This window comes from Streptomyces sp. NPDC054883 (genome assembly GCF_053610645.1).
On the sequence record NZ_JBSGYT010000005.1, the window covers coordinates 74,263 to 100,517 of the forward strand.

Annotated in this window: 19 protein-coding genes and 1 pseudogene; 11 read left to right on the forward strand and 9 right to left on the reverse strand. The window is 73.3% G+C overall.

Annotated features, from left to right (window positions below; all coding sequences use genetic code 11):
* Positions 1-10 precede the first annotated feature (10 nt).
* From ACWGH1_RS06030 to ACWGH1_RS06050, 5 genes are all read left to right on the forward strand, one after another.
* Positions 11-1,678 carry a thiamine pyrophosphate-binding protein gene (locus ACWGH1_RS06030; RefSeq protein ID WP_453352242.1) on the forward strand — a complete coding sequence of 556 codons (1,668 nt, stop codon included), beginning with the start codon at positions 11-13 and terminating at the stop codon, positions 1,676-1,678.
* A gap of 165 nt (positions 1,679-1,843) precedes the next feature.
* Complete coding sequence (locus ACWGH1_RS06035; RefSeq protein ID WP_453352241.1) at positions 1,844-2,428, forward strand: GntR family transcriptional regulator; 585 nt, start codon at positions 1,844-1,846, stop codon at positions 2,426-2,428.
* Between the two features lie 123 nt (positions 2,429-2,551).
* Positions 2,552-6,337 (forward strand): ABC transporter ATP-binding protein, encoded by a 3,786-nt coding sequence (locus ACWGH1_RS06040; protein WP_453352240.1) that lies wholly within the window; start codon positions 2,552-2,554, stop codon positions 6,335-6,337.
* Positions 6,338-6,427: 90 nt separating this feature from the next.
* A complete protein-coding gene (locus tag ACWGH1_RS06045; RefSeq protein ID WP_453352239.1) occupies positions 6,428-6,859 on the forward strand; it encodes a hypothetical protein in 432 nt (143 codons plus the stop codon).
* A 90-nt stretch (positions 6,860-6,949) separates the two neighbouring features.
* A complete protein-coding gene (locus tag ACWGH1_RS06050) occupies positions 6,950-8,383 on the forward strand; it encodes a S28 family serine protease (RefSeq protein ID WP_453352238.1) in 1,434 nt (477 codons plus the stop codon).
* A 36-nt stretch (positions 8,384-8,419) separates the two neighbouring features.
* Here ACWGH1_RS06050 and ACWGH1_RS06055 read toward each other — a convergent pair whose 3' ends face one another.
* Both ACWGH1_RS06055 and ACWGH1_RS06060 read right to left on the reverse strand, forming a co-directional pair.
* A complete protein-coding gene (locus ACWGH1_RS06055) occupies positions 8,420-10,267 on the reverse strand; it encodes a glycoside hydrolase family 3 protein (RefSeq protein WP_453352237.1) in 1,848 nt (615 codons plus the stop codon).
* Between the two features lie 10 nt (positions 10,268-10,277).
* A complete protein-coding gene (locus ACWGH1_RS06060) occupies positions 10,278-11,261 on the reverse strand; it encodes a LysR substrate-binding domain-containing protein (protein WP_453352236.1) in 984 nt (327 codons plus the stop codon).
* Positions 11,262-11,366: 105 nt separating this feature from the next.
* Here ACWGH1_RS06060 and ACWGH1_RS06065 point away from each other — a divergent pair, with 105 nt between their 5' ends.
* Complete coding sequence (locus tag ACWGH1_RS06065) at positions 11,367-12,293, forward strand: EamA family transporter (protein ID WP_453352235.1); 927 nt, start codon at positions 11,367-11,369, stop codon at positions 12,291-12,293.
* Here ACWGH1_RS06065 and ACWGH1_RS06070 read toward each other — a convergent pair.
* Positions 12,244-12,510, reverse strand: a pseudogene (locus ACWGH1_RS06070) (GNAT family N-acetyltransferase); the annotation flags it as partial. The gene ACWGH1_RS06065 and the pseudogene ACWGH1_RS06070 overlap by 50 nt on opposite strands.
* Before the next feature lie 121 nt (positions 12,511-12,631).
* Entirely contained in the window at positions 12,632-12,769 is a 138-nt protein-coding gene (locus ACWGH1_RS06075; protein ID WP_453352234.1) for a hypothetical protein, read from the reverse strand.
* Positions 12,770-13,224: 455 nt separating this feature from the next.
* Here ACWGH1_RS06075 and recD2 point away from each other — a divergent pair, with 455 nt between their 5' ends.
* Together recD2 and ACWGH1_RS06085 are read left to right on the forward strand one after the other, a co-directional pair.
* Positions 13,225-15,468, forward strand: a complete 2,244-nt coding sequence (gene recD2 / locus ACWGH1_RS06080) for an SF1B family DNA helicase RecD2 (RefSeq protein WP_453352233.1) — start codon at positions 13,225-13,227, stop codon at positions 15,466-15,468.
* Positions 15,469-15,650: 182 nt separating this feature from the next.
* Positions 15,651-16,940: a citrate synthase gene (locus ACWGH1_RS06085; RefSeq protein ID WP_030229520.1), complete on the forward strand. Its 1,290-nt coding sequence runs from the start codon at positions 15,651-15,653 to the stop codon at positions 16,938-16,940.
* A gap of 399 nt (positions 16,941-17,339) precedes the next feature.
* On the opposite strand, the gene ACWGH1_RS06090 is transcribed toward ACWGH1_RS06085, so the two are convergent.
* The 5 genes from ACWGH1_RS06090 to ACWGH1_RS06110 all read right to left on the reverse strand — a co-directional run bounded on the left by ACWGH1_RS06090 (position 17,340) and on the right by ACWGH1_RS06110 (position 22,487).
* Positions 17,340-19,604: a heavy metal translocating P-type ATPase gene (locus ACWGH1_RS06090; RefSeq protein WP_453408467.1), complete on the reverse strand. Its 2,265-nt coding sequence runs from the start codon at positions 19,602-19,604 to the stop codon at positions 17,340-17,342.
* A 92-nt stretch (positions 19,605-19,696) separates the two neighbouring features.
* Positions 19,697-19,930, reverse strand: a complete 234-nt coding sequence (locus ACWGH1_RS06095; RefSeq protein WP_453355550.1) for a heavy-metal-associated domain-containing protein — start codon at positions 19,928-19,930, stop codon at positions 19,697-19,699.
* 134 nt (positions 19,931-20,064) lie between these two features.
* On the reverse strand, positions 20,065-20,265 hold the full coding sequence (locus ACWGH1_RS06100; protein WP_453355551.1) for a helix-turn-helix transcriptional regulator: 201 nt from the start codon (positions 20,263-20,265) through the stop codon (positions 20,065-20,067).
* A gap of 232 nt (positions 20,266-20,497) precedes the next feature.
* Complete coding sequence (locus tag ACWGH1_RS06105; RefSeq protein ID WP_453355552.1) at positions 20,498-21,511, reverse strand: Gfo/Idh/MocA family protein; 1,014 nt, start codon at positions 21,509-21,511, stop codon at positions 20,498-20,500.
* 28 nt (positions 21,512-21,539) lie between these two features.
* Positions 21,540-22,487 carry a sugar phosphate isomerase/epimerase family protein gene (locus ACWGH1_RS06110; protein WP_453355553.1) on the reverse strand — a complete coding sequence of 316 codons (948 nt, stop codon included), beginning with the start codon at positions 22,485-22,487 and terminating at the stop codon, positions 21,540-21,542.
* A gap of 144 nt (positions 22,488-22,631) precedes the next feature.
* On the opposite strand from ACWGH1_RS06110, the gene iolC reads away from it, so the two are divergent.
* Genes iolC through iolD form a run of 3 tightly spaced genes read left to right on the forward strand, consistent with a single transcriptional unit; the run spans position 22,632 to position 26,250 of the window.
* Positions 22,632-23,543: a 5-dehydro-2-deoxygluconokinase gene (gene iolC, locus ACWGH1_RS06115; protein ID WP_453355555.1), complete on the forward strand. Its 912-nt coding sequence runs from the start codon at positions 22,632-22,634 to the stop codon at positions 23,541-23,543.
* 20 nt (positions 23,544-23,563) lie between these two features.
* Complete coding sequence (gene iolB, locus ACWGH1_RS06120) at positions 23,564-24,376, forward strand: 5-deoxy-glucuronate isomerase (RefSeq protein ID WP_453355556.1); 813 nt, start codon at positions 23,564-23,566, stop codon at positions 24,374-24,376.
* Complete coding sequence (gene iolD / locus ACWGH1_RS06125; RefSeq protein ID WP_453408468.1) at positions 24,373-26,250, forward strand: 3D-(3,5/4)-trihydroxycyclohexane-1,2-dione acylhydrolase (decyclizing); 1,878 nt, start codon at positions 24,373-24,375, stop codon at positions 26,248-26,250. The genes iolB and iolD overlap by 4 nt, the downstream gene beginning before the upstream one ends.
* The last annotated feature ends 5 nt before the right edge of the window (positions 26,251-26,255 follow it).

A 26,255-nucleotide genomic window follows, 5' to 3' on the forward strand; every position in this document is an offset into this window, starting at 1 on the left:
GTAAGCGCACGTGACGCACGACCACGACCTGGTACTCCGTCCCACCGAAGCCCAGACGGCCGCCGCGCTGGCGCCGCCGCCCGGGCGGACGGGCGGGGACCTGGTCGTGGAAACGCTGCGCTCGCTCGGCGCCACCACGGTGTTCGGGCTGCCCGGGCAGCACGCGCTGGCCGTGTTCGACGCGGTGGGCCGCTCCGATCTGCGGCTGGTCGCCCTGCGCACGGAGAGCAACGCCGGGTTCGCGGCCGACGCGTACGGCCGGCTCACGGGCGAGGCCGTCCCGCTGCTGCTGTCCACCGGTCCGGGCGCGCTGATGGCCCTGCCGGCGCTGGCGGAGGCGGCGGCCGCCTCCGCCCCGGTGCTGGCCATCTCCTCGCAGGTGCCGAGCACGGGACTGGGCGGTGGGCGGCGCGGGCACCTGCACGAGCTGCGGGACCAGTCGGCGTCGTTCCGGGACGTGGTGAAGTCGGTCCACACCGCCCGGACCCAGTCCCAGATCCCGTCCGTCATCGCGGCGGCCTGGGAGTCGGCGCTGAGCGCCCCGCACGGGCCGGTCTGGATCGAGATCCCCGAGGATGTCCTGCGCGCGGAGACGATGATCCCCCAGGTCACGGGAGTGGACGCGACCCCGCACGAGCTCGTCCCGCGCCCGGAGCTGACGGCCCTCGCGGCGCACTGGCTGTCCGAGGCCGCCCGCCCGGTGATCATCGCGGGCGGCGGGGTCGTGCGCGCGGACGCGGCGGGCAAGCTGAGGCAGCTCGCGGAGCGGCTGGACGCGCCCGTGGTCACCACCTTCGGCGGGAAGGGCGCCTTCCCCTGGACCCACCCGCTGTCCCTCCAGTCCTGGCTGGAGGACCGCCACATGACGCACTTCCTGGAGGACGCGGACGTCCTGCTGGTGGTGGGCTCGGGGCTCGGGGAACTCTCCTCGAACTACCACACGTTCTTCCCCACGGGCCGGGTCGTCCAGATCGAGGCGGACCTCGGGAAGCTGGAGTCCAACCACCCCGGCCTCGGCATCCACGCGGACGCCCGGACGGCGCTGCAGGCCCTGCTGGAGACGGTCGCGGAGCGGCACGACCCCTCCGCCCCGGCCCGCGTCCGGATGGTCCTGGACGAGATCGCGGCCCGCCTGGCCGACCAGGACGTGGCGCTGGAGCAGGAACTGCTGGCCTCGGTCAGGTCGGCCCTGCCGCCGCGCTCGCCGTCGTTCTGGGACATGACGATCCTGTCCTATTGGGCATGGTCCGCCTTCGACGCGAAGCACCCCAACACCATGCACTCGGCGCAGGGCGCGGGCGGTCTCGGCTACGCCTTCCCGGCGGCCCTCGGGGCGTGCGTCGCGGAACCGGGCACGCCGGTGCTGGCCGTCTCGGGCGACGGCGGCGCCATGTACTCGGTCGCGGAGCTGGCCACGGCGAAGCAGCACGAGCTGGACGTGACCTGGCTGATCGTGGACGACGGCGGCTACGGCATCCTGCGCGAGTACGGCTGTGCGACGGGTACGGACCTCACCGGCCCGGACTTCGTCGCCCTGGCGGCCTCCTTCGGCGTCCCGGCCGCGATCACCTCGGCCGCCACCCTCCGCGAGGACCTGGCGACGGCCCTCGCCTCCCCGGGCCCCTCGGTCCTGGTTCTCCCGACCACCCTCAAGATGTTCGCCCCGACCCACCTCTGACGGGTCGTGCGGCGGGGCCGGCCACCCGGGCCGTCTCGCCGAGCGGCGGCAGCGTCGCGCACGGCCGAACCTCCGGTTAAATACCCATATCGGTTGGTTCGTCATGCACCGGAACGCGTAGCTGCTCGCCTGCATGGCACCCGGGACAGAGAGGGAACCCCTCGAATGGCTGAGGATCGCGTGCAGGGTGACGAGGCCGCCGAAGGACGCGAGGTGCCGGCCGGCGTCCGGCGGCGCGGTATCCAGCGGCTGGGTACCGGGGTCTGGGGTGCGGGCCGGTCCATCTGGGCGGCCGACACCGAGGGCCGTGACACCGAGGTCGAGCTGCTCGGGGTCACCGAGGAGGCGCCGCCCGAGGCCGTCGCCGGGGTGCTCGGGCCGGCGGCCGGCGCCGTGGCCTGCGTGCGGCGGCGGAGGTTCCTGGTCGACGGGAAGCCCGTCATGCTGGCCACCTCCTACCTCGACGCCGACCTGGTCGCCGGCACCCCGGTCACCGAGCCCGACACCGGCCCCGGCGGGATCTACGCCCGCCTCGCCGAGCTCGGCGTCGCACCCGCCCGGTTCCGCGAGGAGGTCCGCGCACGGATGCCCGGCCCCGACGAGGCCGCCCGGCTCGGCCTCGGAGCGGGCACCCCCGTCGTACTCGTCCGCCGTACCGCCTTCGCCGCCGACGGCCGGGTGGTCGAGGTCAACGAGATGGTGCTCGACGCCTCCGCCTACGTCCTGGAGTACGCGTTCGACGCGCCGTGACCCGGACGGCCCGCGCGGCTCGCCCACCGGCGCGTAAACCCGTTCGATTGTTTCCGCGGGATGAAATCCGCCGGTCGCGGCGTTGGGGCTTCCGGCAGGGCAGGATCGACGGGGAGGCATGACGTGGCGGCGGCGGAGACGGAAGCAGGCGGAAAACGGGGCTGGGGCAAGCGGCTGGCCGGCTACACCTGGCGGTACAAGGCCAACGTGCTGCTCGCGCTCGGGTCCTCGCTGGCCGGCATGGCCGTCATGGCGCTCGTGCCGCTCGTGACACGGACCATCATCGACGACGTCATCGGCGACAAGAGCAAGCCCATGGGCCCCTGGGCGGGCATGCTCATAGGCGCGGCCCTCCTCGTCTACGTCCTCACCTACATACGCAGGTACTACGGCGGACGCCTCGCGCTCGACGTCCAGCACGACCTGCGCACCGAGATGTACGCGGCCATCACCCGGCTCGACGGCCGCCGCCAGGACGAGCTGTCCACCGGCCAGGTCGTCGGCCGGGCCACGAGCGACCTCCAGCTGATCCAGGGCCTGCTCTTCATGCTCCCGATGACCATCGGGAACTTCCTGCTCTTCGGGATATCCCTCGGCATCATGCTGGCGCTGTCCCCGGTGCTGACCCTCGTCGCCCTGCTCATGGCCCCCGCCCTCTGGTACATCGCCAAGCGCAGCCGCAAGAAGCTGTTCCCCGCCACCTGGTACGCCCAGAGCCAGGCCGCCGCCGTCGCCGGGGTCGTCGACGGGGCCGTGACCGGCGTCCGCGTCGTCAAGGGCTTCGGGCAGGAGGAGCAGGAGACCGGCAAGCTCCGCGAGGCCGGCCGCCGCCTGTTCGCCGGCCGGATGCGGGCCATCCGGCTCAACTCGAAGTACACCCCCGCCCTCCAGGCCGTGCCCGCGCTCGGACAGGTCGCCATGCTGGCCCTCGGCGGCTGGATGGCCACCCGGGGTCAGGTCACCCTCGGTACCTTCGTCGCCTTCTCCACCTACCTCGCCCAGCTCGTCGGCCCCGTCCGCATGCTCGCCATGGTGCTCACCGTCGGCCAGCAGGCCCGGGCCGGCGTGGAGCGCGTCTTCGAGCTGATCGACACCGAGCCGGTGATCGAGGAGGGCACCACGGAACTCCCCGCCGACGCGCCCGCCACCGTCGAGTTCGAGGACGTCCGCTTCGGCTACGACGCCGAGCGGCCCGTCCTCGACGGGTTCTCGCTGCGGATCGCGGAGGGCGAGACCGTCGCCCTCGTCGGCTCCTCCGGCAGCGGCAAGTCCACCGTCTCGCTGCTGCTGCCCCGCTTCTACGACGCCGACGCGGGCGCCGTCCGCGTCGGCGGCCGCGACGTGCGCGAGCTGACTTACGCCTCGCTGCGCGGCGCGATCGGCCTGGTGCCCGAAGATTCGTTCCTCTTCTCCGACACCATCCGTGCCAACATCGCCTACGGACACCCCGGGGCCGACGAAGAGCAGATCCGGGCCGCCGCGCGCGCCGCCCAGGCCGAGGGGTTCATCGAGGCCCTGCCCGCCGGGTACGACACCAAAGTCGGCGAACAGGGCCTGACCCTCTCCGGCGGCCAGCGCCAGCGCATCGCGCTCGCCCGCGCCCTCCTCACCGACCCCCGGCTGCTGCTCCTGGACGACGCCACCTCCGCCGTCGACGCCCGCGTCGAGCACGAGATCCACGAGGCGCTGCGCGCCGTCATGGCCGGCCGCACCACCCTGCTCATCGCGCACCGCCGCTCCACGCTCGCGCTGGCCGACCGGATCGCCGTACTCGACCACGGCCGTCTCTCCGACATCGGCACCCACGAAGAGCTCGAGCGCCGTTCCCCCCTCTACCGCAGGCTGCTGACCGACCCCGAGGCCCTCGGCGCCGCCTCGCCGCGCACCCCCGAGGCCGCCGCGATGGCCGAGTTCGAGAGCGACCTCGAACGGGACATCGAGATCGAGGCGGAGATCGACTCCGAGCCGGTCAACTCCAAGCGCCGGGTATCGGGCGGGATCACCCCCGAGCTCTGGCGCCGCGAGGACGCATCGAAGGGCGACGCCCCCGCCGCCGCCGGCAGCCCCGCCACGCCGGAGCTGCTCGCACAGGTCGCCGCCCTGCCGCCGGCCGACGACCTGCCCGACGTGGACGAGGACCGGGCCGCGTCCGCCGAGGAGAGCTACGGCCTGCGCCGGCTGCTCCACGGCTTCTGGGCGCCGCTCGCCGTCAGCCTCGGTCTCGTTGCCGTCGACGCGGGCTCCGGGCTGCTGCTGCCGATCCTGATCCGGCACGGCATCGACAAGGGCGTCGAACAGGCCGCGCTCGGGGCGGTCTGGGTGGCCGCGGGGCTGGCCCTGGCCGTCGTCATCGGCCAGTGGGCCGCCCAGTTCGCCGAGACCCGGATGACCGGGCGGACCGGCGAGCGCGTCCTGTACGCCCTGCGCGTCAAGATCTTCGCCCAGCTCCAGCGCCTCGGGCTCGACTACTACGAGCGCGAACTGACCGGCAAGATCATGACCCGGATGACCACCGACGTGGACGCGCTGTCCAGCTTCCTGCAGACCGGGCTGGTCACCGCCGTCGTCTCCGTCTTCACCTTCTTCGGCATCCTGATCGCCCTGCTCGTCCTGGACGTGGAACTGGCGCTGATCGTCTTCGCCACGCTGCCGCTCCTGGTCATCGGCACCGTCGTCTTCCGCCGCAAGTCCGTCGCCGCGTACGAACTCGCCCGCGACCGGGTCAGCGGCGTCAACGCCGACCTCCAGGAGTCGGTGGCCGGGCTGCGCATCGTCCAGGCGTTCCGCCGCGAGGGCGACGGCGCCGTCCGCTTCGCCGGACGCAGCGACTCCTACCGCTCGGCCCGGGTGCGCGGCCAGTGGCTGATATCCGTCTACTTCCCCTTCGTGCAGCTGCTGTCCTCGGGCGCCGCCGCCGCCGTGCTGATCGTCGGCGCCGGCCGGGTGGAAGCCCAGACGCTCACCACGGGCGCGCTCGTCGCCTACCTGCTCTACATCGACCTGTTCTTCGCGCCGGTCCAGCAGCTCTCCCAGGTCTTCGACGGGTACCAGCAGGCCACCGTCTCGCTCGGCCGGATCCAGGACCTGCTGCGCGAGCCGACCACCACCCCCCGGCCCGCCGACCCGCGCCCGGTGGAGGAGCTGCGCGGCGAGGTCGCCTTCGAGGACGTGCGCTTCGCCTACGGCACCGCCGAGGAGCGCGGCGAGAAGGGGGAGGCGCTGGCCGGGATCAGCCTGCACATACCGGCCGGGCAGACCGTCGCCTTCGTCGGCGAGACCGGCGCCGGAAAGTCCACGCTGGTCAAGATGGTGGCCCGGTTCTACGATCCCACCTCCGGCCGGGTCACCGCCGACGGCGCCGACCTGCGGGAGCTGGACCTGACGGCGTACCGCCACCGGCTGGGCGTCGTCCCCCAGGAGGCCTACCTCTTCCCGGGGACGGTCCGTGACGCCATCGCCTACGGGCGGCCCGCGGCGAGCGATGCCGAAGTGGAGGGCGCCGCCCGCGCGGTCGGCGCCCACGACATGATCGCCACCCTCGACGGCGGCTACCTGCACACCGTCGCCGAGCGCGGACGCAACCTCTCGGCCGGGCAGCGCCAGCTGATCGCGCTGGCCCGCGCCGAGCTCGTGGACCCGGACGTCCTGCTGCTGGACGAGGCCACGGCCGCGCTCGACCTGGCCACCGAGGCGCAGGTCAACCTCGCCACCGACCGGCTCGCGGGCAAGCGCACCACCCTCGTCGTGGCCCACCGCCTGACGACCGCCGCCCGCGCCGACCGGGTGGTGGTCCTCGACCGCGGCGTGGTCGTGGAGGACGGCACGCACGCCGAGCTCCTGGCGCGCGGCGGCCGGTACGCCGCACTGTGGCGGGCCTTCGCGGGAGAGGACGAGCGGGCCGCCGCCTGAGACCGCCGCCCGAGGGCCCGGTGCAACCTTCCGGGGACCCGGGGCGTCGTACGGGCGTACGTGTTACGTACGACTGATCGGGGGGCCGGGATGTTGACGCAGGCGTGGAAGCGGGGGAGCGAGGGGCGCGGCCGGGGGCGCGCCCTGCCCCTGGGGGTGTTCGCGGCGGCGCTGTCGCTCGCCGGCGGCGCGCTGCTCACCGCGCCCCCGGCGCGGGCCGCGGCCGAGGACGACCTCTGCACGGGCCGGCTGGTCAAGGTGCTGCCGCTCCCGGCCGGCGAGGGGGAAGTGCGCGTGTACAAGAGCCGCGCCCGGGTGTGCGCCCTGACGGTCGCGGCGCAGCCGGGCGAGCGCCGCCGGATGGCGGTGAGCGTTCAGCCGCGTGGCGGTGTCCCGGTCGCCGATGCGGGGCGGTTCACCCGTTACGCGGGCCCCGTCACCGTCGGCGCGATCAGCCGGTGCGTGTATGTAAGGGGGAACGTAGCGGCCGGATCGGCCGATTCCGGCTGGATCCTGTGCTGACGAGTTCCCCGCGGCCCAACTTGGTCTGTTCAGAGGCGCGTTGGCCCCGCTAGGTTCACGGCGACCGAAGTGAACGCAAGGGGAGGGCGAATGCGCAAGACGCTCGGATGGCTGCTGTCGCTCGTGGTGCTCATCGGCACCATGGGCGCGGCCGGCGCCACGGCACAAGCGGCCACCGCCGCGGGGCCGGCCGCCGCCGCGGACATCAAGGACCAGATCCTCGGCATCCCGGGGATGAGCCTGATCGAGGAGAAGCCGTACCCCGGGTACCGCTTCTTCGTGCTCGACTACGAGCAGCCGGTCGACCACCGCCGGCCCTCGAAGGGGACCTTCAAGCAGCGCCTGACCCTGCTGCACAAGGACACCTCCCGGCCCACGGTCTTCTACACCTCCGGCTACAACGTCAACACCGGCCCGCGCCGCAGTGAGCCGACCACCATCGTCGACGGCAACCAGGTGTCCCTGGAGTATCGATTCTTCACGCCCTCCCGGCCCGACCCGGCCAACTGGGCGAACCTGGACATCTGGCAGGCCGCCAGCGACCAGCACCGCATCTTCAGCGCGCTGAAGAAGATCTACAGCAAGAACTGGCTCGCCACGGGCGGCAGCAAGGGCGGCATGACCGCGACGTACTACGAGCGGTTCTACCCGCGCGACATGGACGGCGTCGTCGCCTACGTCGCGCCGAACGACGTCAACAACAAGGAGGACTCGGCCTACGACCGGTTCCTCGCCAAGGTCGGCACCAAGGAGTGCCGCGACAAGCTGAACGCCGTCCAGCGCGAGGCGCTCGTCCGCCGCGAGCCGCTGGAGGCCAAGTACGCCGCCGCGGCCGCCGAGAACGGCTGGACATTCACCACCGTCGGCAGCCTCGACAAGGCGTACGAGGCGGTGGTGCTCGACTACACCTGGGCCTTCTGGCAGTACAGCCTGCTCGCCGACTGCGCCGGCATCCCCGCCGCGGCGACCGCCTCCGACCAGGAGATCTGGGACACCGTCGACACCGTCTCCGGCTTCTCGGCCTACACCGACCAGGGGCTGGAGACGTACACGCCGTACTACTACCAGGCGGGTACGCAGCTCGGTTCGCCCGACATCAAGCAGCCGCACCTCAAGGGGCTGAGCCGCTACGGCTACCAGCCGCCGAGGGACTTCGTGCCGCGTGACATCCCGATGGCCTTCCAGCCGGGGGCCATGGCCGACGTCGACGCCTGGGTGCGCACCCACGCGGACCGGATGCTGTTCGTGTACGGGCAGAACGACCCGTGGGGCGCCGAACCGTTCCACCTCGGCTACGGGGTGAAGGACAGCTACGTGATGATCGCGCCGGGCGCCAACCACGGGGCCAACGTCGCCAAGCTCCAGGACGGCGAGCGGACCCTCGCGACCGCGCGGATCCTCCAGTGGGCCGGAGTGGCACCGGCCGCCGCCCTCGCCGACGCGGGCCGCGCGGCGCCGCTGGCCAAGCCCGACCCGCAGCTCGACCAGCAGGACCTCCCGCGCGAGGCGCAGCTGCGCCCGTAGCCCCGGGGCAGCGCGGCCGCGGGCCGGCGTACGCGCTCAGTCGTACGCCAGCCCGTGGCCCAGCGGGTAGCGGCCGGGCACCGCGACCGGCAGCCGGCCCGCGGGGCGCCGCGCACCGGTGAGCACCCGGGCCGCCGCCCGCATCTCCACGTCCGTCCAGCAGTACGTGGCCACCTCCGCGGCACACTCCGGGAGCCGGGCGCCGTCGTAGGGGTTGCGGACCGCGACGGCCACCACCGGTACCCCGGTCGCCAGCAGGTCCGCCACCAGCGCCCGCTGCGGACTGTCGCCCTCCGGAACGTTGTAGGTGCACACCAGCACCGCCGCGTGACCCGGCGCGGCCGCCACCGCCCCCTCGGGAGCCACCGCCGAGGCCCGGCAGCCCAGGGCCGTCAGCTCCCGCGCCAGTACCTCCGTAGGGGGACCGGTGGTACCGCTGGGGGAGGGCGGGGCGGCGCCCGTCACCAGTACCCGGGGCGCGGCCGCGGCGTCCAGCGGCAGCAGCCCGGCCCGGTTGGCCAGCAGGGTCGTGGTCCCGGCCGCGATCTCGTCGGCGGCCGCCAGGTGGCCGGCCGGGCCGACCACGTCCGCCAGGTCCGGCGCCGCCGTGTACGGCGCGGCGAACAGGCCCCGGCGCGCCTTCAGTTCCAGGATCCGCAGCACCGACTCCTCGATCCGGGCCACCGTCAGCTCGCCCGACTCGACGGCGGCCAGCACGCTCCGGTATGCCAGCGCCAGGTCCGGCGGGTTGAGCAGCTGGTCGCAGCCGGCTTTGAGCGCGAGCACCGGGACCCGGTCGTTGCCGTACTTCTGGCGGACCCCGGCCATGTCCAGCGCGTCGGTGACCACCACCCCGGCGAAGCCCAGGCGTTCGCGCAGGATGCCGGTCACGATCGGCCGCGAGAGGGTCGCCGGGTCCCCCGAGGGATCGAGCGCGGGGAAAACGATGTGCGCCGTCATGATCGCGTCCACGCCCGCCGCGACGGCCGCCCGGAACGGCGGCTCGTCCAGCTGCTCCCACTGGGCGCGGGTGTGCCGCATCACCGGGAGCCCCACATGGCTGTCGGTCTCCGTGTCCCCGTGCCCGGGGAAGTGCTTGGCGGTGGCCGCCACCCCCGCGCCCTGGTAGCCGCGCACCTGGGCGGCGGCCAGCGCCGCCACCGCCTGCGGGTCGGCGCCGAAGGAACGTACGCCGATCACCGGGTTCGCCGGGTTCACGTTCACGTCCGCGACCGGCGCGTAGTCCTGCCGGATGCCCATCGCGGCCAGCTCGGCGCCCGCGATCCGCGCGGCCCGGCGGGCTTCGGCGGTCGAACCCGTCGCGCGGTGGGCGGCGCCGAGCGCCATCGCTCCCGGCAGCAGGGTCGCGGGCTTGCCGATACGGGCGACCGCGCCGTGTTCCTGATCCGTGGACAGCAGCAGCGGGACGCCGGAGCCGGAGCCGGCGGCCGCCTGCTGGAGCCCCTGCGACAGGGCGGCGATCTGCTGCGGGTCGCGGGTGTTGTGGGCCCACCCGAAGTAGATGATCCCGCCCAGGTGGTAGCGGGCGACGAGCTCGGCGGCGGTGCGCACCCCGAACTGCGCCAGGTTCACCTCCGCGTCCGCCGGGTCGGGAGCGGTCGCGGAATGCCCGTAGGCCCGGGACACGAACAGCTGCCCGACCTTCTCGGCCAGGCTCATCCCGTCCAGCAGCCGGCGCAGCTCCGCCCGGTCCGGGTACCGCCCCGGCGCGCCTCCGGGTCCGGAGTCCGGGGGGCGCGGGTCGTCGCCGGCGCCGTCAGGGCCGGTGCGGACGGCCGAGGCGGAGGAGGCCGCCCCGGTGGCCGTGACGGCGGCCAGGGCGGCCGCGGTGAGCAGGGACCGGCGGGAGGCGTGGTTCGGCACGCGCCGGACCCTACTGCCGGGCGGCGTCCCCGCGGCCGCGGACACTCGCGCCGTCCCCCGGAAGTGGCCCCTCGGGAGCAGTGGTCCGGCCGTCTGCCCGGCCCGTCCAGTGCGCCTGGAGGGCGCGGACCGCCGCGGTGATCGCCGGGCGGCGGGCCGCTCCGGTGCGCCACAGCGCGTACAGCCGCCGGACCGGCCCCGGTTCCAGCGGCACGGCCACCGCCCCCTCGGGCAGCGGGCCCGTACCCAGCCGCGGTACGACCGCCACCCCGAGCCCCGCCGCCACCAGGGCGACGATGGTGTGGTTCTCCTCGGCGACGTGCGCGATGTCGGGCTCGAACCCCGCCGTGCGCAGGGTCCGCACCAGCCAGTCGTGGCAGACCCGCCCCGGGGGCTGGCACACCCACCGCTCGCCGCCCAGGTCCGCCCGGCGGACCACGGCGCGCGCGGTGAACGGATGCCCGGCCGGGACCACCAGGTCGCAGTGGTCCTCCCCGATCACCGCCTGCTCGACGCCCTCGGGGGCCGGGAGCGGGGCGATGTCCCAGTCGTGCGCCACGGCCAGGTCGGTGACCCCGCGCGCCACGAGGTCGACGGACAGGTGCGGGTCCACCTCCGTCAGACGGACGTCCAGCGCCGGATGCCGCGCGGCCAGCTCGGCCAGCACCCCGGGCAGCAGCCCGCGCGCCGCCGAGGCGAAGGCGGCCACCGTCAGCAGCCCGCTCGGCTGCCCGCGCCGCTCCTCCAGCGTCGTCTCGGCCCGCTCCACGATCGCCAGCAACTCCCGTGCGGTGTCGGCGAGATGGCGGGCCTCCTCGGTGAGGGCTACCCCGCGCCCGCGCCGCTCCAGCAGCGTGGTGCGGGTCTCGCGCTCCAGTTTGGCGATCTGCTGCGAGACGGCCGAGGGGGTGTAGCCGAGGGCGGCCGCCGCGCCCGCGACGGAGCCGTGGACGGAGACGGCGTGCAGGGCGCGGAGCCGGGACAGGTCGAGCATGCCGCGATGGTAGCGCCGACCGTCCTGGACGCGTAAGCGTTGCTTCATCCATACCGGAAGAGATCCGCGCTGGTGCTACACGGTCCGGCCGCCGATGCTCGACGCATGCGTCCCGTACACACCGCACTCGCCGTACTGGTCACCGCCGTATGGGGGTTCAACTTCGTCGTCATCCAGATCGGCCTCGGCCACTTCCCGCCGCTGCTCCTGTCCGCCCTGCGGTTCCTCGTCGCCGCGCTGCCCGCCGTGTTCTTCGTCGGCCGCCCCAAGGTGGCCTGGAAGTGGATCGCGGGCGTCGGAGTGGCCCTCGGCATCGCCAAGTTCGGCCTGCTGTTCACCGGCATGGCCGCCGGGATGCCCGCCGGGCTGTCCTCGCTCGTCCTCCAGGTGCAGGCCGTCTTCACCGCCGTCCTCGCCGCCGTCGTGCTGCGCGAGCGGCCCGGGCCGCTGCGGGTGCTCGGCATGGGCGTGGCGCTCGCCGGGATCGCGGTCGCCGCCGTGGACGAGGGCGCCTCCGGGCCGGTCACCGGCTTCACGCTCGTCGTGGCGGCCGCCGCCTGCTGGGGCGTGTCCAACGTGCTGACCCGCAGGGCCGCGCCGCCCGACGCGCTGAACTTCATGGTGTGGGTGTGCACCGTGCCGGTGCTGCCGCTGGTCGCGCTGTCGCTGCTGCTGGAGGGGCCCGGGCGGGACCTGGCCGCGCTGCGCGCGCTGGACTGGTCCGGGGTCGCCGTCATCGGGTACGTCGCCTGGGTGTCGACGGTGTTCGGCTTCGGCGCCTGGGGCTACCTGCTGCGCCGCTACCCGGCCTCCGCGGTGGCCCCGTTCTCGCTGCTGGTCCCGGTGTTCGGCATGTCGTCGGCCGCGCTGGTGCTCGGCGAGGGCGTCTCGGGCCCGCGCTGGCTGGCCGCCGCCCTGCTGGTCGGCGGCGTGGGCCTGACGTCACTCGCCCCCGCGCGGTCGAAGACCCGTACGACGGCCGTCAGCCCGGCGGCTCCTGCCGCAGCGGCAGCCGCCAGTCCTGCCCCGTGAGGGTGACGCCGTAGGACCGGTGCGGATGCTCCGCGACCAGCGTGAAGCCGGCCCGCTCGCAGAGGGAACGGGCCGATTCCAGTCCGTCGTTGGTCCACAGCACCAGCTCGCGGTAGCCCACCGGGCGGGCGAAGGCGACGACGGCGCCGACGAGCACGGCGCCGACGCCGTGGCCGCGCGCCCGCGGCTCGACCAGGAGCGGCCGCAACCGCGCCGTGCCGCTGCACGATCCAGCCCGGCTCGCCGGGCTCCGGGCCGCGCGGCCGCACCGGTCCGGCCGGCGGGTCTCCAGGGGGCCTCATGGCCCGAGGACAGCGAGGCGCCGCCGCTCGGGCCCGCTACTTCTTCCCGCCGCCCAGGAGCTGTCCGAGCAGGCCGCCGAGGCCGACGCCCAGGGTGGCCACGCCCTGGAGCGGGGCTCTTGCCGTCGCTCCCGGCCCCTGCGCCCCGCCCGCCTCGGCGGACGCCTGGCGCACCGCGCGGCCTTCGTCATGGCGCCGACCGTGGTGGTGAGCGTTTCGCGCGCGCGGTCGGTGTCCGTACCGAGCAGGCCGGCGATCTCGTTCAGCCGGTCGTCGCCGAGCTCGTTCAGCGCATCGTCCCGGAAGGAGGATGCGCTCGTGCCGGAAACGCTACGTGTGACCCGGTTCGACGGCACTCCGGACGCGCCGGTCGTCGTACGGGCGGGCGCCTTGGGTAATGGAGAAGTAAAGACCTGGGCCCGGGTGCAACCACCGGCGGCGGTGGCGGGTCGTATGGAGCGTCGGTACTTCCGGGAGGGGATCTGGGGGGATCGGGAAGTCCGGCACGGGAGGGGTAACCGTGAGGGGGTCCGGCCGGAAGGCCGGGCCCCTTTTCGGTTCGCCGCCGGTCCCTCCCGGATCGTCCACAGGCGCGGCGCGCTGTCGGCGGCGCCCGGTACTTTCTTGGCATGACGAGCAACGGGGCAGTGCAACTCGCGGTGGTCGAGGGGGTGCTGGAACGCATCACCTACGCCAACGAGGAGAGCGGCTACACGGTCGCCCGGGTCGACACCGGCCGGGGCGCCGGAGACCTGCTGACCGTCGTCGGGTCGCTGCTCGGCGCGCAGCCCGGCGAGTCGCTGCGGATGGAGGGCCGCTGGGGCTCCCACCCCCAGTACGGCAAGCAGTTCAGCGTGGAGAACTACTCCACCATCCTGCCCGCCACCATCCAGGGCATCCGGCGCTACCTCGGCTCCGGTCTCATCAAGGGCATCGGTCCGAAGATCGCCGAGCGCATCGTCGACCACTTCGGCACCGACACCCTCGACGTGATCGAGGGCGAACCGAAGCGGTTGATCGAGGTCCCGGGTCTCGGCCCCAAACGGACCAAGCTGATCGGCGCAGCCTGGGAGGAGCAGAAGGCCATCAAGGAGGTCATGGTCTTCCTCCAGGGCGTCGGCGTCTCCACCTCCATCGCGGTCCGCATTTACAAGAAGTACGGGGACGCCTCCATCTCCGTGGTCCGCAACCAGCCCTACCGGCTCGCCGCCGACGTCTGGGGCATCGGCTTCCTCACCGCCGACCGCATCGCCCAGGCCGTGGGCATCCCGCACGACAGTCCGGAGCGGGTCAAGGCCGGGCTCCAGTACGCCCTGTCCCAGTCCACCGACCAGGGCCACTGCTTCCTCCCGGAGGAACGGCTGATCGCCGACGGGGTCAAGCTGCTCCAGGTCGACACCGGGCTGGTCATCGAATGCCTGGCCGAACTGGCCGCGGACCCGGAGGGAGTCGTCCGGGAGTCCGTGCCGGATCCGCAGGGCGGCCCGCCGCTCACCGCCGTGTACCTGGTCCCCTTCCACCGGGCCGAGCTGTCGCTGGTCGGCCAGGTCCGGCGGCTGCTGACCGCCGAGGAGGACCGGATGCCCGCCTTCCAGGACGTGGACTGGGACAAGGCCCTGGCCTGGCTGGCCACCCGCACCGGCGCCACGCTCGCCCCGGAGCAGCGGGACGCCGTCCAGCTGGCCCTCACCCGCCGGGTCGCCGTCCTCACGGGCGGCCCCGGCTGCGGCAAGTCCTTCACAGTGCGGTCGATCGTGGAACTGGCCCGGGCCAAGAAGGCGAAGGTGGTGCTGGCCGCCCCCACCGGCCGGGCCGCGAAGCGGCTCTCGGAGCTGACCGGGGCCGACGCCTCCACCGTGCACCGGCTCCTGGAGCTCAAACCGGGCGGGGACGCGGCCTTCGACCGAGACCGGCCCTTGGAGGCCGATCTCGTCGTGGTGGACGAAGCCTCGATGCTCGATCTGCTGCTGGCGAACAAACTGGTCAAGGCGGTGGCGCCCGGTGCGCACCTGCTGCTGGTCGGGGACGTGGACCAGTTGCCCTCCGTGGGCGCGGGCGAGGTGCTCCGGGACCTGCTCGCCGAGGGCGGGCCGGTACCCGCCGTCCGGCTGACGCGGATCTTCCGCCAGGCCCAGCAGTCGGGCGTGGTCACCAACGCCCACCGGATCAACACCGGTGTGCCACCCATCACCGACGGGCTGCCGGACTTCTTCCTCTTTCCCGAAGAGGACACCGAGGAGGCCGGCCGGCTCACCGTGGACGTGGCCGCACGGCGCATTCCAGCCAGATTCGGCCTCGACCCGCGCCGCGACATCCAGGTGCTCGCCCCGATGCACCGGGGCCCCGCCGGGGCCGGCAACCTCAACGGCCTGCTCCAGCAGGCGGTCACTCCCGCCCGCCCCGGCCTGCCCGAGAAGCGGTTCGGCGGCCGGGTCTTCCGGGTGGGTGACAAGGTGACCCAGATCCGGAACAACTACGAGAAGGGCGCCAACGGCGTCTTCAACGGCACGGTCGGCGTCGTCACCGGCCTCGACCTGGACGAACAGCGCCTGACGGTGCGCACGGAGGAGGACGAGGAGGTCCCCTACGAGTTCTCCGAGCTCGACGAACTGGCCCACGCGTACGCCGTCACCATCCACCGCTCGCAGGGGAGCGAGTACCCGGCCGTCGTGATCCCGGTCACCACCGGGGCCTGGATGATGCTCCAGCGGAATCTGCTCTACACCGCGGTGACCAGGGCGAAGAAACTGGTCGTCCTGGTCGGGTCACGCAAGGCGCTCGGCCAGGCGGTGCGTACCGTTTCCGCAGGCAGGAGGTACACGGCGGTCGCCCCCAGGCTGTCCGGCCGGATACCGGTGGGAAACATCACCTAAATGATCGATCATTTGGGGTTCCCGGCAGTGCGCGCAGGGGGCAGGATATTCAAATTGAAGGCACTCAGTGCCGTCAGAAGCACCAAAGGCCGACCCCGAGTGCACTCTCCTGCGCCAAATGGGGGAAGGTAGAGGCAGTCAGGGCACCTCGAAGAAGAGGCACTACGTCGGTGAGGGATGACGTGAGCGACAACTCTGTAGTACTCCGGTACGCGGACGGTGAATACACCTACCCGGTGGTCGAGAGCACCGTCGGTGACCAGGGCTTCGACATCTCGAAGCTGCGGGCCCAGACCGGGCTCGTCACCTTGGACAGCGGCTACGGCAACACCGCCGCCTACAAGTCCGCGATTACCTACCTCGACGGCGAGCAGGGGATCCTGCGCTACCGCGGCTACCCGATCGAGCAGCTGGCCGAGCGTTCGACCTTCATCGAGGTCGCCTACCTGCTGATCAACGGGGAGCTGCCGACCGTCGACCAGCTCGCGTCGTTCCGCAACGAGATCACCCAGCACACGCTGCTGCACGAGGACGTCAAGCGGTTCTACGACGGCTTCCCGCGCGACGCGCACCCGATGGCGATGCTCTCCTCCGTGGTCAGCGCGCTGTCGACGTTCTACCAGGACAGCCACAACCCGTTCGACGAGAAGCAGCGCCACCTCTCGACGATCCGGCTGCTGGCCAAGCTGCCGACGATCGCGGCGTACGCGTACAAGAAGTCCGTCGGCCATCCGGTGGTCTACCCGCGCAACGACCTCGGCTACGTCGAGAACTTCCTGCGCATGACCTTCTCCGTGCCGGCCCAGGAGTACGACCTGGACCCGGTCGTGGTCTCCGCGCTCGACAAGCTGCTGATCCTGCACGCGGACCACGAGCAGAACTGCTCGACCTCCACCGTGCGTCTGGTCGGCTCCTCGCAGGCGAACATGTTCGCCTCGATCTCCGCCGGTATCTCGGCCCTGTGGGGCCCCCTGCACGGCGGCGCCAACCAGTCGGTGCTGGAGATGCTGGAAGGCATCAAGAACGACGGCGGCGACGTCGACGCCTTCATCCGCAAGGTGAAGAACAAGGAAGACGGCGTCCGCCTGATGGGCTTCGGACACCGCGTCTACAAGAGCTTCGACCCCCGGGCGAAGATCATCAAGGCCGCGGCGCACGACGTCCTCTCGGCGCTCGGCAAGAGCGACGAGCTGCTCGACATCGCGCTCAAGCTGGAAGAGCACGCGCTGGCCGACGAGTACTTCGTCTCGCGCAACCTCTACCCGAACGTGGACTTCTACACCGGTCTCATCTACCGGGCCATGGGCTTCCCGACCGAGATGTTCACCGTGCTCTTCGCGCTCGGCCGGCTCCCCGGCTGGATCGCCCAGTGGCACGAGATGATCAAGGAGCCCGGCTCCCGCATCGGCCGCCCGCGCCAGATCTACACCGGCGAGGTCCTGCGCGACTTCGTCCCGGTCGAGGCCCGCTGACCCGAGTCGCCTCGCGCCTGAAAAGGCCCGCGCACACGAAAAGCGCCCCGCCGTCGATCCCCCCACGGGTCGACGGTCGGGGCGCTTTCCTTTCCCCGGAACGGATTCCCCCCACGGGACCCGGACCGGGGTGTCGGCGAGGAGTGCGGACGTGAAGCACTCCGACGGGGGTTCTGCCGGGACCCGCACGGGTCGGGAGGGCCGCTCAAAGCTCCCCGGGGCGCACGTGTCCCGGCCGGCTGATGCCCGGGACGTCCCCCAAGACCTCCCGCGAACGTCCCCCAAGACGTTCCTGGCATCACCCCATTAGACCCGCGCATCCGCCGGATGGTTACGTTCGAATCACTGTGATCTGCGTCTCCTGTGAAGGACCTGTGTGTGCGGTGCGAAGGGAATCCCCTAGCGGAAGGACCGCAACCGCAGGCTGTTGGTCACCACGAAGACCGAAGAAAAGGCCATGGCCGCCCCGGCGATCATCGGGTTGAGCAGCCCGGAAGCCGCCAGCGGCAGCGCGGCCAGGTTGTAGCCGAAGGCCCAGAAGAGGTTGCCCTTGATGGTGGCCAGGGTCCGGCGGGAGAGGCGGATCGCGTCCGCCGCCACCCGCAGGTCGCCCCGGACGAGCGTCAGGTCGCCCGCCTCGATCGCCGCGTCCGTGCCGGTCCCCATGGCCAGGCCCAGATCCGCCTGGGCGAGGGCCGCCGCGTCGTTGACGCCGTCCCCCACCATGGCGACCGTGCGGCCCTCGGCCTGGAGGCGGCGCACGACTTCCACCTTCTCCTGCGGGAGCACCTCGGCGATCACCTCGTCGATGCCGACCTCGCGGGCCACGGCCTCGGCCACGGCCCGGTTGTCGCCGGTCAGCAGCACCGGGGTGAGTCCGAGGGCCCGCAGCCGGGCCACCGCCTCGGCGCTGGTCCCCTTCACCGCGTCGGCGACGCTCAGCACCCCGCGCGGCTGCCCGTCCCAGGCGACCAGCACCGCCGTGGCGCCCGCGGCCTCGGCGGCGGCCAGGGCCCCGGCCAGGGCGGCCGGCAGGGCGGCGACGCCCCGCTCAGCCAGCAGCCGCGCCCGGCCCACCAGTACCGGGCGCCCGTCGACCACGCCCCGTACGCCGAGCCCGGGGAAGTTCTCGAAGTCCTCGGGGACCGGCAGGGCGCCCACCCGTTCGGCGGCGCCCTCCGCGACGGCCCGGGCGACGGGGTGCTCGGAGGCGTGCTCCAGGGAGCCGGCCAGCCGCAGCAGCTCCGGCTCGTCCACGCCCGGGGCGGAGTGCACTCCGGTCAGTGTCATCCGGCCGGTCGTGACGGTGCCGGTCTTGTCCAGCACGACGGTGTCCACCCGGCGGGTCGACTCCAGCACCTCCGGCCCCTTGATCAGGATGCCGAGCTGGGCCCCCCGGCCGGTACCGACCATGAGCGCCGTCGGGGTGGCCAGACCCAGGGCGCAGGGGCAGGCGATGATCAGGACCGCCACGGCGGCGGTGAACGCGACCGTCGCATCGTCGGTGATCAGCAGCCAGGTCACCCACGTCCCGAGGGAGAGCAGCAGGACGACGGGCACGAAGACGGCGGAGATCCGGTCGGCGAGGCGCTGCACCTCGGCCTTGCCGTTCTGCGCCTCCTCGACCAGCCGTGCGATCCGGGCCAGCCGGGTGTCCGCGCCGACCCGGGTCGCCTCGACGAGCAGCCGCCCGGAGGCGTTGACGGTGGCGCCGGTGACGGGGTCGCCGACGCCCACGTCCACGGGGACGGACTCGCCGGTCAGCAAGGACACGTCGACGGCTGAGCTTCCCTCGGCCACCGTGCCGTCGGTGGCGATCTTCTCGCCGGGCCGGACCACGAACCGGTCGCCGACGGCGAGCGCGTCCACCGGGATCCGCACCTCGCGGCCGCCGCGCAGGACGGCGACGTCCTTGGCCCCCAGCTCCAGCAGCGCCTTGAGGGCCGCGCCGGCCTTCCGCTTGGAGCGGGCCTCCAGGTAGCGGCCCAGCAGGATGAAGGTGACGACGCCGGCGGCGACCTCCAGGTAGAGGGAGTCGCCCGTGCGGGACGCGGTGAAGTCGAAGCCGTGCCGCATCCCGGTCGTCCCGGCGTGGCCGAAGAACAGCGCCCACAGCGACCAGCCGAACGCCGCGAGCGTGCCGAGCGAGACCAGGGTGTCCATGGTGGCCGCGCCGTGCGTCGCGTTCGTCCATGCGGCCCGGTGGAAGGGCAGGGCGCCCCACACGGCGACGGGTGCGGCCAGGACCAGCGAGAGCCACTGCCAGTTGTCGAACTGGAGGGCCGGGACCATGGCCAGGACCACGACCGGCAGCGCCAGGGCGGCGCTGACCACCAGGCGCCGGCGCAGCGCGGCCGGCGCCTGGCCGGCCGCGCTGTCCGCTGCGGCGGCGCCGGGCTCCGGTGCGGGCGGCGGCGGCTCCTCGGCGGTGTAGCCGGTCTGCACGACGGTCGCGATCAGGTCCGCCACCCGCACGTCACCCGCGTACGAGACCTTGGCCTTCTCGGTGGCGTAGTTCACCGTGGCGCTGACCCCGGCCATCCGGTTCAGCTTCTTCTCGATGCGGGCGGCGCAGGAGGCACAGGTCATCCCGCCGATGGCCAGCTCGACCTCGGCGACGGCGGCCACCGCCACCGGTCCTTCGTGCACTGCGCTGCCGCTCATTTCCGGCTCCAAGGGAAAGGCCGGGCCGTACGGGACCAGTATGAGCGGTCCCGTACGACCCGGCGGGGGTCCTTCCGCTGTTCTACCCGGCCTCAGGCCCGGCCGGCCAGCTCGTACCCGGCCTCGTCCACGGCGGCGCGCACGGCCTCCTCGTCGAGCGGGGCGGCGGAGACCACGGTGACCTCACCGGTCGCGGCGACGGCCTTGACCGAGTTCACCCCCGGCAGCGCCGAGAGCTCTTCGGTCACCGCGCCCTCGCAGTGCCCGCAGGTCATGCCGGTCACCCGGTAGACGGCGGTGGTCTGGGTGTCCGTCTCGGCGCTCATGTCGTTCTCCTCTTCGAGGGCGTGTCGGTCGCAGACGGGGAGGCGTCTTCCACCCTCCTCCCCGTCCCCGTTGCCAGTGTACCCCCAGGGGGTATTAGGGGAAGCGCGGCGCGGTGCGGTTGAGGCCGTGCGGTTCACGCGTCGCGGCGGCCCCGGTTCCCTGGTCGGCGGGCCACCCAGGCGCGGATCGCATCGTCGTACCAGTAGGGCTTGCCGTGTTCCACCTTGTCCGGGGCCGGCAGCAGTCCGTGCTTGCGGTAGGAGCGCACCGTGTCCGGCTGGACCCGGATGTGGGCGGCGATCTCCTTGTACGACCACAGCTGTCGGTCGCTCATGCACGACACCTCCTTGTCCACGGCGCCGGAGCCGGCCGGGAGGCCGTCGGGGGAGCCGGCGCGTGGACGGACGATCACTCGGGGTTGTGCCCGGGGAACGACTTTCGGTGACTGGAGGGGAGGGGCTGTCGACGGGCTGTGACGGAGAACCCGCGAAACGCGGACATGCGTGACACGCGGGGGACCTCTGTGACCGGTGCGGCACACCGGTCACAGGACTCGGTCGCGGGACTCAGCGGTAGAGCGCGGGCCGTTCCACGAGCTCCACAGGGGTCCGGGCACCGCTGCGCGCGGCGGCGAGCCCCGCCTCGGAGACGGCGGCGGCCGCATAGCCGTCCCACGCGTCGGGTCCGTCGATCCGGCCCCGTGCGGCCGCCGCCACCCACCGCCGCACCTGGCGGTCGTAGGCGTCGGCGAACCGGGTGAGGAAGTCCTGGGCGATCTCTCCGCCCCACCGGCCCGCCGCCTGCACGACCATCGCGTGGGCGTCCCCGATCCGGGCGCTGCCCGACTCGCCGACCGCCTCGCACTGCACCTGGTAGCCGAAACCGCAGTTGACGAAGATCTCCACGTCGACGATCGCCCCGCCCGAGGTCTCCAGCAGTACGAAGCGGGGATCGCTCAGCCCCTGCGGCGCGGCCGCGGACGGGGCGGGCGAAAGGACGGTCACCGCGGTGATCTCCTGCCCCAGCAGCCAGCGGGCCGCGTCCACCTCGTGCACCACGGAATCGCTGATCAGCATGTCGCTGGTGAAGAACGAGGGCGAGGCCGCGTTGCGGTGACGGCAGTGCAGGAACAGCGGCCGGCCGATCCCGCCCGCGTCCAGCAGCGCTTTCAGCCGCTCGTACTCGGCGTCGTGACGCCGCATGAAGCCCACCTGCACCAGCCTGCGGCCCAGCCTGCGCTCCGCCTCCAGCACCCGCAGGGCGCCCGCCGGGTCCGGGGTCAGCGGCTTCTCGCACAGCACCGGGAGCTCGCGTGCGAGGGCGTGCAGGAGCGCCTCCTCGTGGGCGGCCCCGGGCGAGGCGATCAGTACGGCGTCCACCCCGGGCGCGGCCATCGCGGCCGCCGCGTCGGTGTGCGCGCTCACTCCGTCCAGGCCCGCCACGGCCTCCTTGACGCGGTCGCCGTCCGGATCCGCCACGGCCACCACCCGCGCCCCGCCGACCGTCCGGCCGATCCGGCGGACGTGGTCGGCGCCCATCCTCCCGGTGCCGATGACGGCGATGCCGAGCGTGCTGGTCATGTGGGGGTCCCCCTCGGTGTGTCGGGTGTCAGCGGGCGCCGCAGGAGCGCAGGTAGGCGCGGGTCCGGCGGGCGATCGGCAGCGGCCGGTCCGGCGTACACGGGTACATGTCCTGCTCGACGATGGCGAACAGGTCCACGCCGAGCGCCTGAGCGGCGGCCAGTACCGGTTCCAGCGCGGGCACCCCCGCCGGCGGCTCGCACATCACCCCGCGCGCCACGGCGGGCCCGAACGGCACCTGTCCGGCGACGACTTCGGCGAGGATCCGCGGATCCACCTGCTTGAGGTGCAGGTAGCCGATCCGTTCGCCGAAGGTCTCGACGGCCCGGAGGCTGTCCCCGCCGCAGTACGCGTAGTGCCCGGTGTCCAGGCAGAGCGAGACCAGCTCCGGGTCGGTGGCGTCCAGGAACCGGGCGACGTTCTCGGGGGTGTCGATGTGGGTGTCCGCGTGCGGGTGGACCACGATCCGCAGCCCGTACCGCTCGCGCACCTCCCGGCCCAGGCGCTCGGTCTGCGTGGTCAGGTCGCGCCAGCCGGACGCCGTGAGGGTCCGGTCCTCCAGCACCTCGCCGGTCTTGTCGTCGCGCCAGAACGACGGGATGACCACGAGGTGCGCGGCTCCCATGGCCCGGGTGAGTTCCGCGATCCGCGACACGTGCTCCCAGGTCTGCTCCCACACGCCCGGCCCGTGATGGAGTCCGGTGAAGACGGTGCCCGCGGACACCCGCAGCCCGCGCTTGGCGGTCTCGTCCGCGAGGCGGGCCGGATCGGTGGGCAGATAGCCGTACGGGCCGAGTTCGATCCACTCGTACCCGGCGTCCGCGACCTCGTCCAGGAACCGCTCCCACGGCGTCTGGCGGGGATCGTCCGGAAACCAGACGCCCCACGAGTCCGGAGCGGAACCGATGCGGATACGGGTCAGCGCGGGTGGGGAGGACGGGGGAGTGGAGGACGGCGAGGACGGCGAGGACGTCATGGCGGCCACCTTAGGGTGCGAGGCTCGAAAGGGGACGGGGAAGCAGTGGGAGAGGAAGTGGGAGCAGTGGCACCGACCAGCGGGGACGGGGCCGGGTCCGACCCGGTGAACGGCGGGGACGGGGACGCGTTCGACCTGATCACGATGGGGCGCATCGGGGTGGATCTCTACCCCCTGAAGACCGGCGTACCGCTCGCCGAGGCGGACACCTTCGGCAAGTTCCTGGGCGGCTCCCCGACGAACGTCGCGGTGGCGGCGGCCCGCCTCGGCCGCCGGGTCGCCGTGATCACCCGGACCGGAGCCGACCCCTTCGGCGCGTACCTGCGTGCCGAGCTGCGGGGATTCGGCGTCGACGACCGGTGGGTGCGCGAGGTGGCCGCGTACCCGACGCCCGTCACCTTCTGCGAGATCTTCCCGCCCGACGACTTCCCGCTGTACTTCTACCGCTTCCCGAAGGCGCCCGACCTGGAGATCGCGGCCGACGAGATCGACGCCGGCGCGGTGCGGGCCGCCCGGGTGTTCTGGATGACCGGTACGGGCCTGAGCGCGGAGCCGAGCCGCAGCGCCACCCTGGCCGCGCTCGAAGCCCGGTCGAAATCCGGGACCACGGTCTTCGACCTCGACTGGCGGCCGATGCTGTGGAGCGACGAGCCGGGGCCCTGGTACGAGCGGGCGCTCGCCCTGGCCACGGTGGCCGTGGGCAACGCCGAGGAATGCGCGGTCGCGACGGGCGAGCGGGAGCCGTACGCGGCGGCGCGGGCGCTGCTGGCGGCCGGGGTGGAACTGGCCGTCGTCAAACGCGGCCCGGCCGGGGTCCTCGCCGTCCACCGCGACGGGACGGCCGTGGAGGTGCCGCCGGTGCCGGTGGAGGTCGTCAACGGCCTCGGGGCGGGCGACGCCTTCGGGGGCGCGCTGTGCCACGGGCTGCTCGCGGGCTGGGACACGGAGCGGGTGCTGCGGTTCGCCAACGCGGCGGGCGCCATCGTCGCCTCGCGGCTGGCCTGTTCGACCGCGATGCCCTACCCCGAGGAGGTCGAGGAGGTGCTGGAACGGTGACGGTGACCGCCTCCCACGCGATGGCCTCGACGGCCCTGCGGGTGCTCGACCTCGCCCCCGGCGAGACGTACGCGCACTCCTGCGGCGACCACGAGTGGATCGTCCTGCCGCTGGCGGGCGGCTGTGCGGTCGCCTGCCGCGCCCCCGACCAGCGAGTGATCGAACTGTGCGGTCGGGACGGCGTGTTCGCCTCCGTGAGCGACTTCGCCTACCTCCCGCGCGACGGCCGCGCCGACATCAGCTCCCCGGGCGGGGGCCGGTTCGCGCTCGTCGGGGCGCGCTGCGGGCGGGCGCTGCCCGCCCGGTACGGGCCGGCGGAACGGGTGCCGGTCGAGCTGCGCGGTGCCGGGCAGTGCTCCCGCCAGGTCAACAACTTCGCCGCCGCCGACGCGTTCGCCTGCGACCGGCTCATCGCGGTCGAGGTGCTCACCCCCGGCGGCAACTGGTCGTCGTACCCGCCCCACAAGCACGACGAGCACCGCCCCGGCGAGGAGTCCCGGCTGGAGGAGATCTACTACTTCGAGATCGCCCCGCACGACGGCACGCCCGGGGTCGGGTACCAGCGCGTCACCCCCTCGCCGGCCGGCAAGACCGACATCCTCACCGAGGTGCGGACCGGGGACGCGGTGCTCATCCCGGACGGCTGGCACGGGCCGTCCATCGCCGCGCCCGGGCACGACATGTACTACCTCAACGTGATGGCCGGCGCCGAGGGCCCGCGGGAGTGGCTGATCCGCGACCACCCCGACCACGGCTGGATCCGGTCCACCTGGGCCGGCGCGGAGACCGACCCCCGGCTGCCGTTCTACCGAGCGGAGGACCACCGCCCATGACCACGACCCGGCTCACCGTGGCGCAGGCCCTCGTACGGTTCCTCGCCGCCCAGTACACCGAACGCGACGGGCACCGCCACCGGCTGATCGCCGCCACCTGGGGGATCTTCGGACACGGCAACGTCGCCGGGATCGGCCAGGCCCTGCTGGAGAGCGGCCGGGAGGAGATGCCCTTCCTCCAGGGCCGCAACGAGCAGGCCGTGGTGCACGCGGCCGTCGGGTACGCCCGCCAGTCGGGGCGGCTGTCGGCGCACGCCGTGACCACCTCCATCGGGCCCGGCGCGACCAACCTCGTCACCGGGGCCGCCCTCGCGACCGTCAACCGGCTGCCGGTGCTGCTGCTGCCGGGGGACACCTTCGCCACCCGGCCCGCCGATCCGGTGCTCCAGCAGCTGGAGCTGCCCTACGCCGGTGACGTCTCCGTCAACGACACGCTGCGGCCCGTGTCCCGCTTCTTCGACCGGATCGGCCGCCCGGAGGCCCTGATCCCCGCCGCCCTCCAGGCGGTACGCGTGCTCACCGACCCCGTGCAGACCGGCGCCGTGACCCTCGCGCTGCCGCAGGACGTACAGGCCGAGGCCCACGACTGGCCCGAGGAGTTCTTCGCCGAGCGGGTCTGGCGGGTGCGCCGGCCCCGGCCCGACCGGGACGAACTGGCCGCCGCCGCCCAAGCGGTACGGGGCTCCGCGCGCCCCCTGCTCATCGCCGGGGGCGGCATCCGGCACAGCGCGGCCCAGGCCGCCCTCGCGGAGTTCGCCGACGCGACCGGGATCCCGGTCGCGTCCACCCAGGCGGGCAAGGGTGCCCTGCCCTTCGACCACCCCGCCGAGGTGGGCGGCGTCGGGCACACCGGCACGGCCACCGCCGACGCCCTCGCCCGGGACGCCGACCTCGTGATCGCCGCGGGCACCCGGCTGACCGACTTCACCACCGCCTCCGCGACGCTGTTCCAGAACCCGGCCGTCCGCTTCGTCGGGCTGAACCTCGACCCGTACGACGCCCACAAGCTCGCCGCCCGGCCGCTGGTCGGCGATGCGCGGGTGGGCCTGGAAGAACTCCGGGCCGCGCTCGCCGGGTACCGCGTGGACCCCGCGTACGAGGCGACGTACGAAGAGGGCAAGCGCGGCTGGGAGCGGCTGGTCGAGCAGGCCTGCGCGAGTCCCGACGAGGACGCCGCCCCGACGCAGGCGCAGGTGCTCGGCCTGCTCGACGCCACCGTCGACGCCTCCGACATCCTGATCAACGCGGCCGGCTCGCTCCCCGGGGACCTGCACAAGCTGTGGCGCGCCCGCTCCGCCGACCAGTACCACGTCGAGTACGGCTACTCCTGCATGGGCTACGAGATCCCCGCCGCGATCGGGACGGCGCTCGCCGCGCCCGGACGGCCCGTGTGGGCGCTGGTCGGCGACGGCACGTACCTGATGAACCCGACCGAGCTCGTCACCGCCGTGCAGGAGGGCGTCCCGGTCAAGGTCGTCATCCTCGACAACCACGGCTACGCCTCGATCGGCGGCCTGTCGGGGGCGGTGGGCGGCGAGGGCTTCGGGACGGCGTACCGCTTCCGGGCGGCCGACGGCGGGTACACCGGCGCCCCGCTGCCGGTGGACCTCGCGGCCAACGCGGCCTCCCTGGGGATGGCCGTCATCCGTGCCGAGACCGTACGTGACCTGCGAAAAGCCCTCGTGGAGGCCCGGGCGTCGGACCGTCCCACATGTGTCTACACGCAGACCCGAACACCCGACACTGTGTCGGGCCCACCCCCGGCACAGGCGTGGTGGGATGTTCCTGTGGCCGAGACCGCGACCCGTGCGGCGGCGGCCTCGGCCCGCGAAGAGTACGACCGGCAAGCCGCGCAGCGACGTCGCCATCTGTGAAGGAG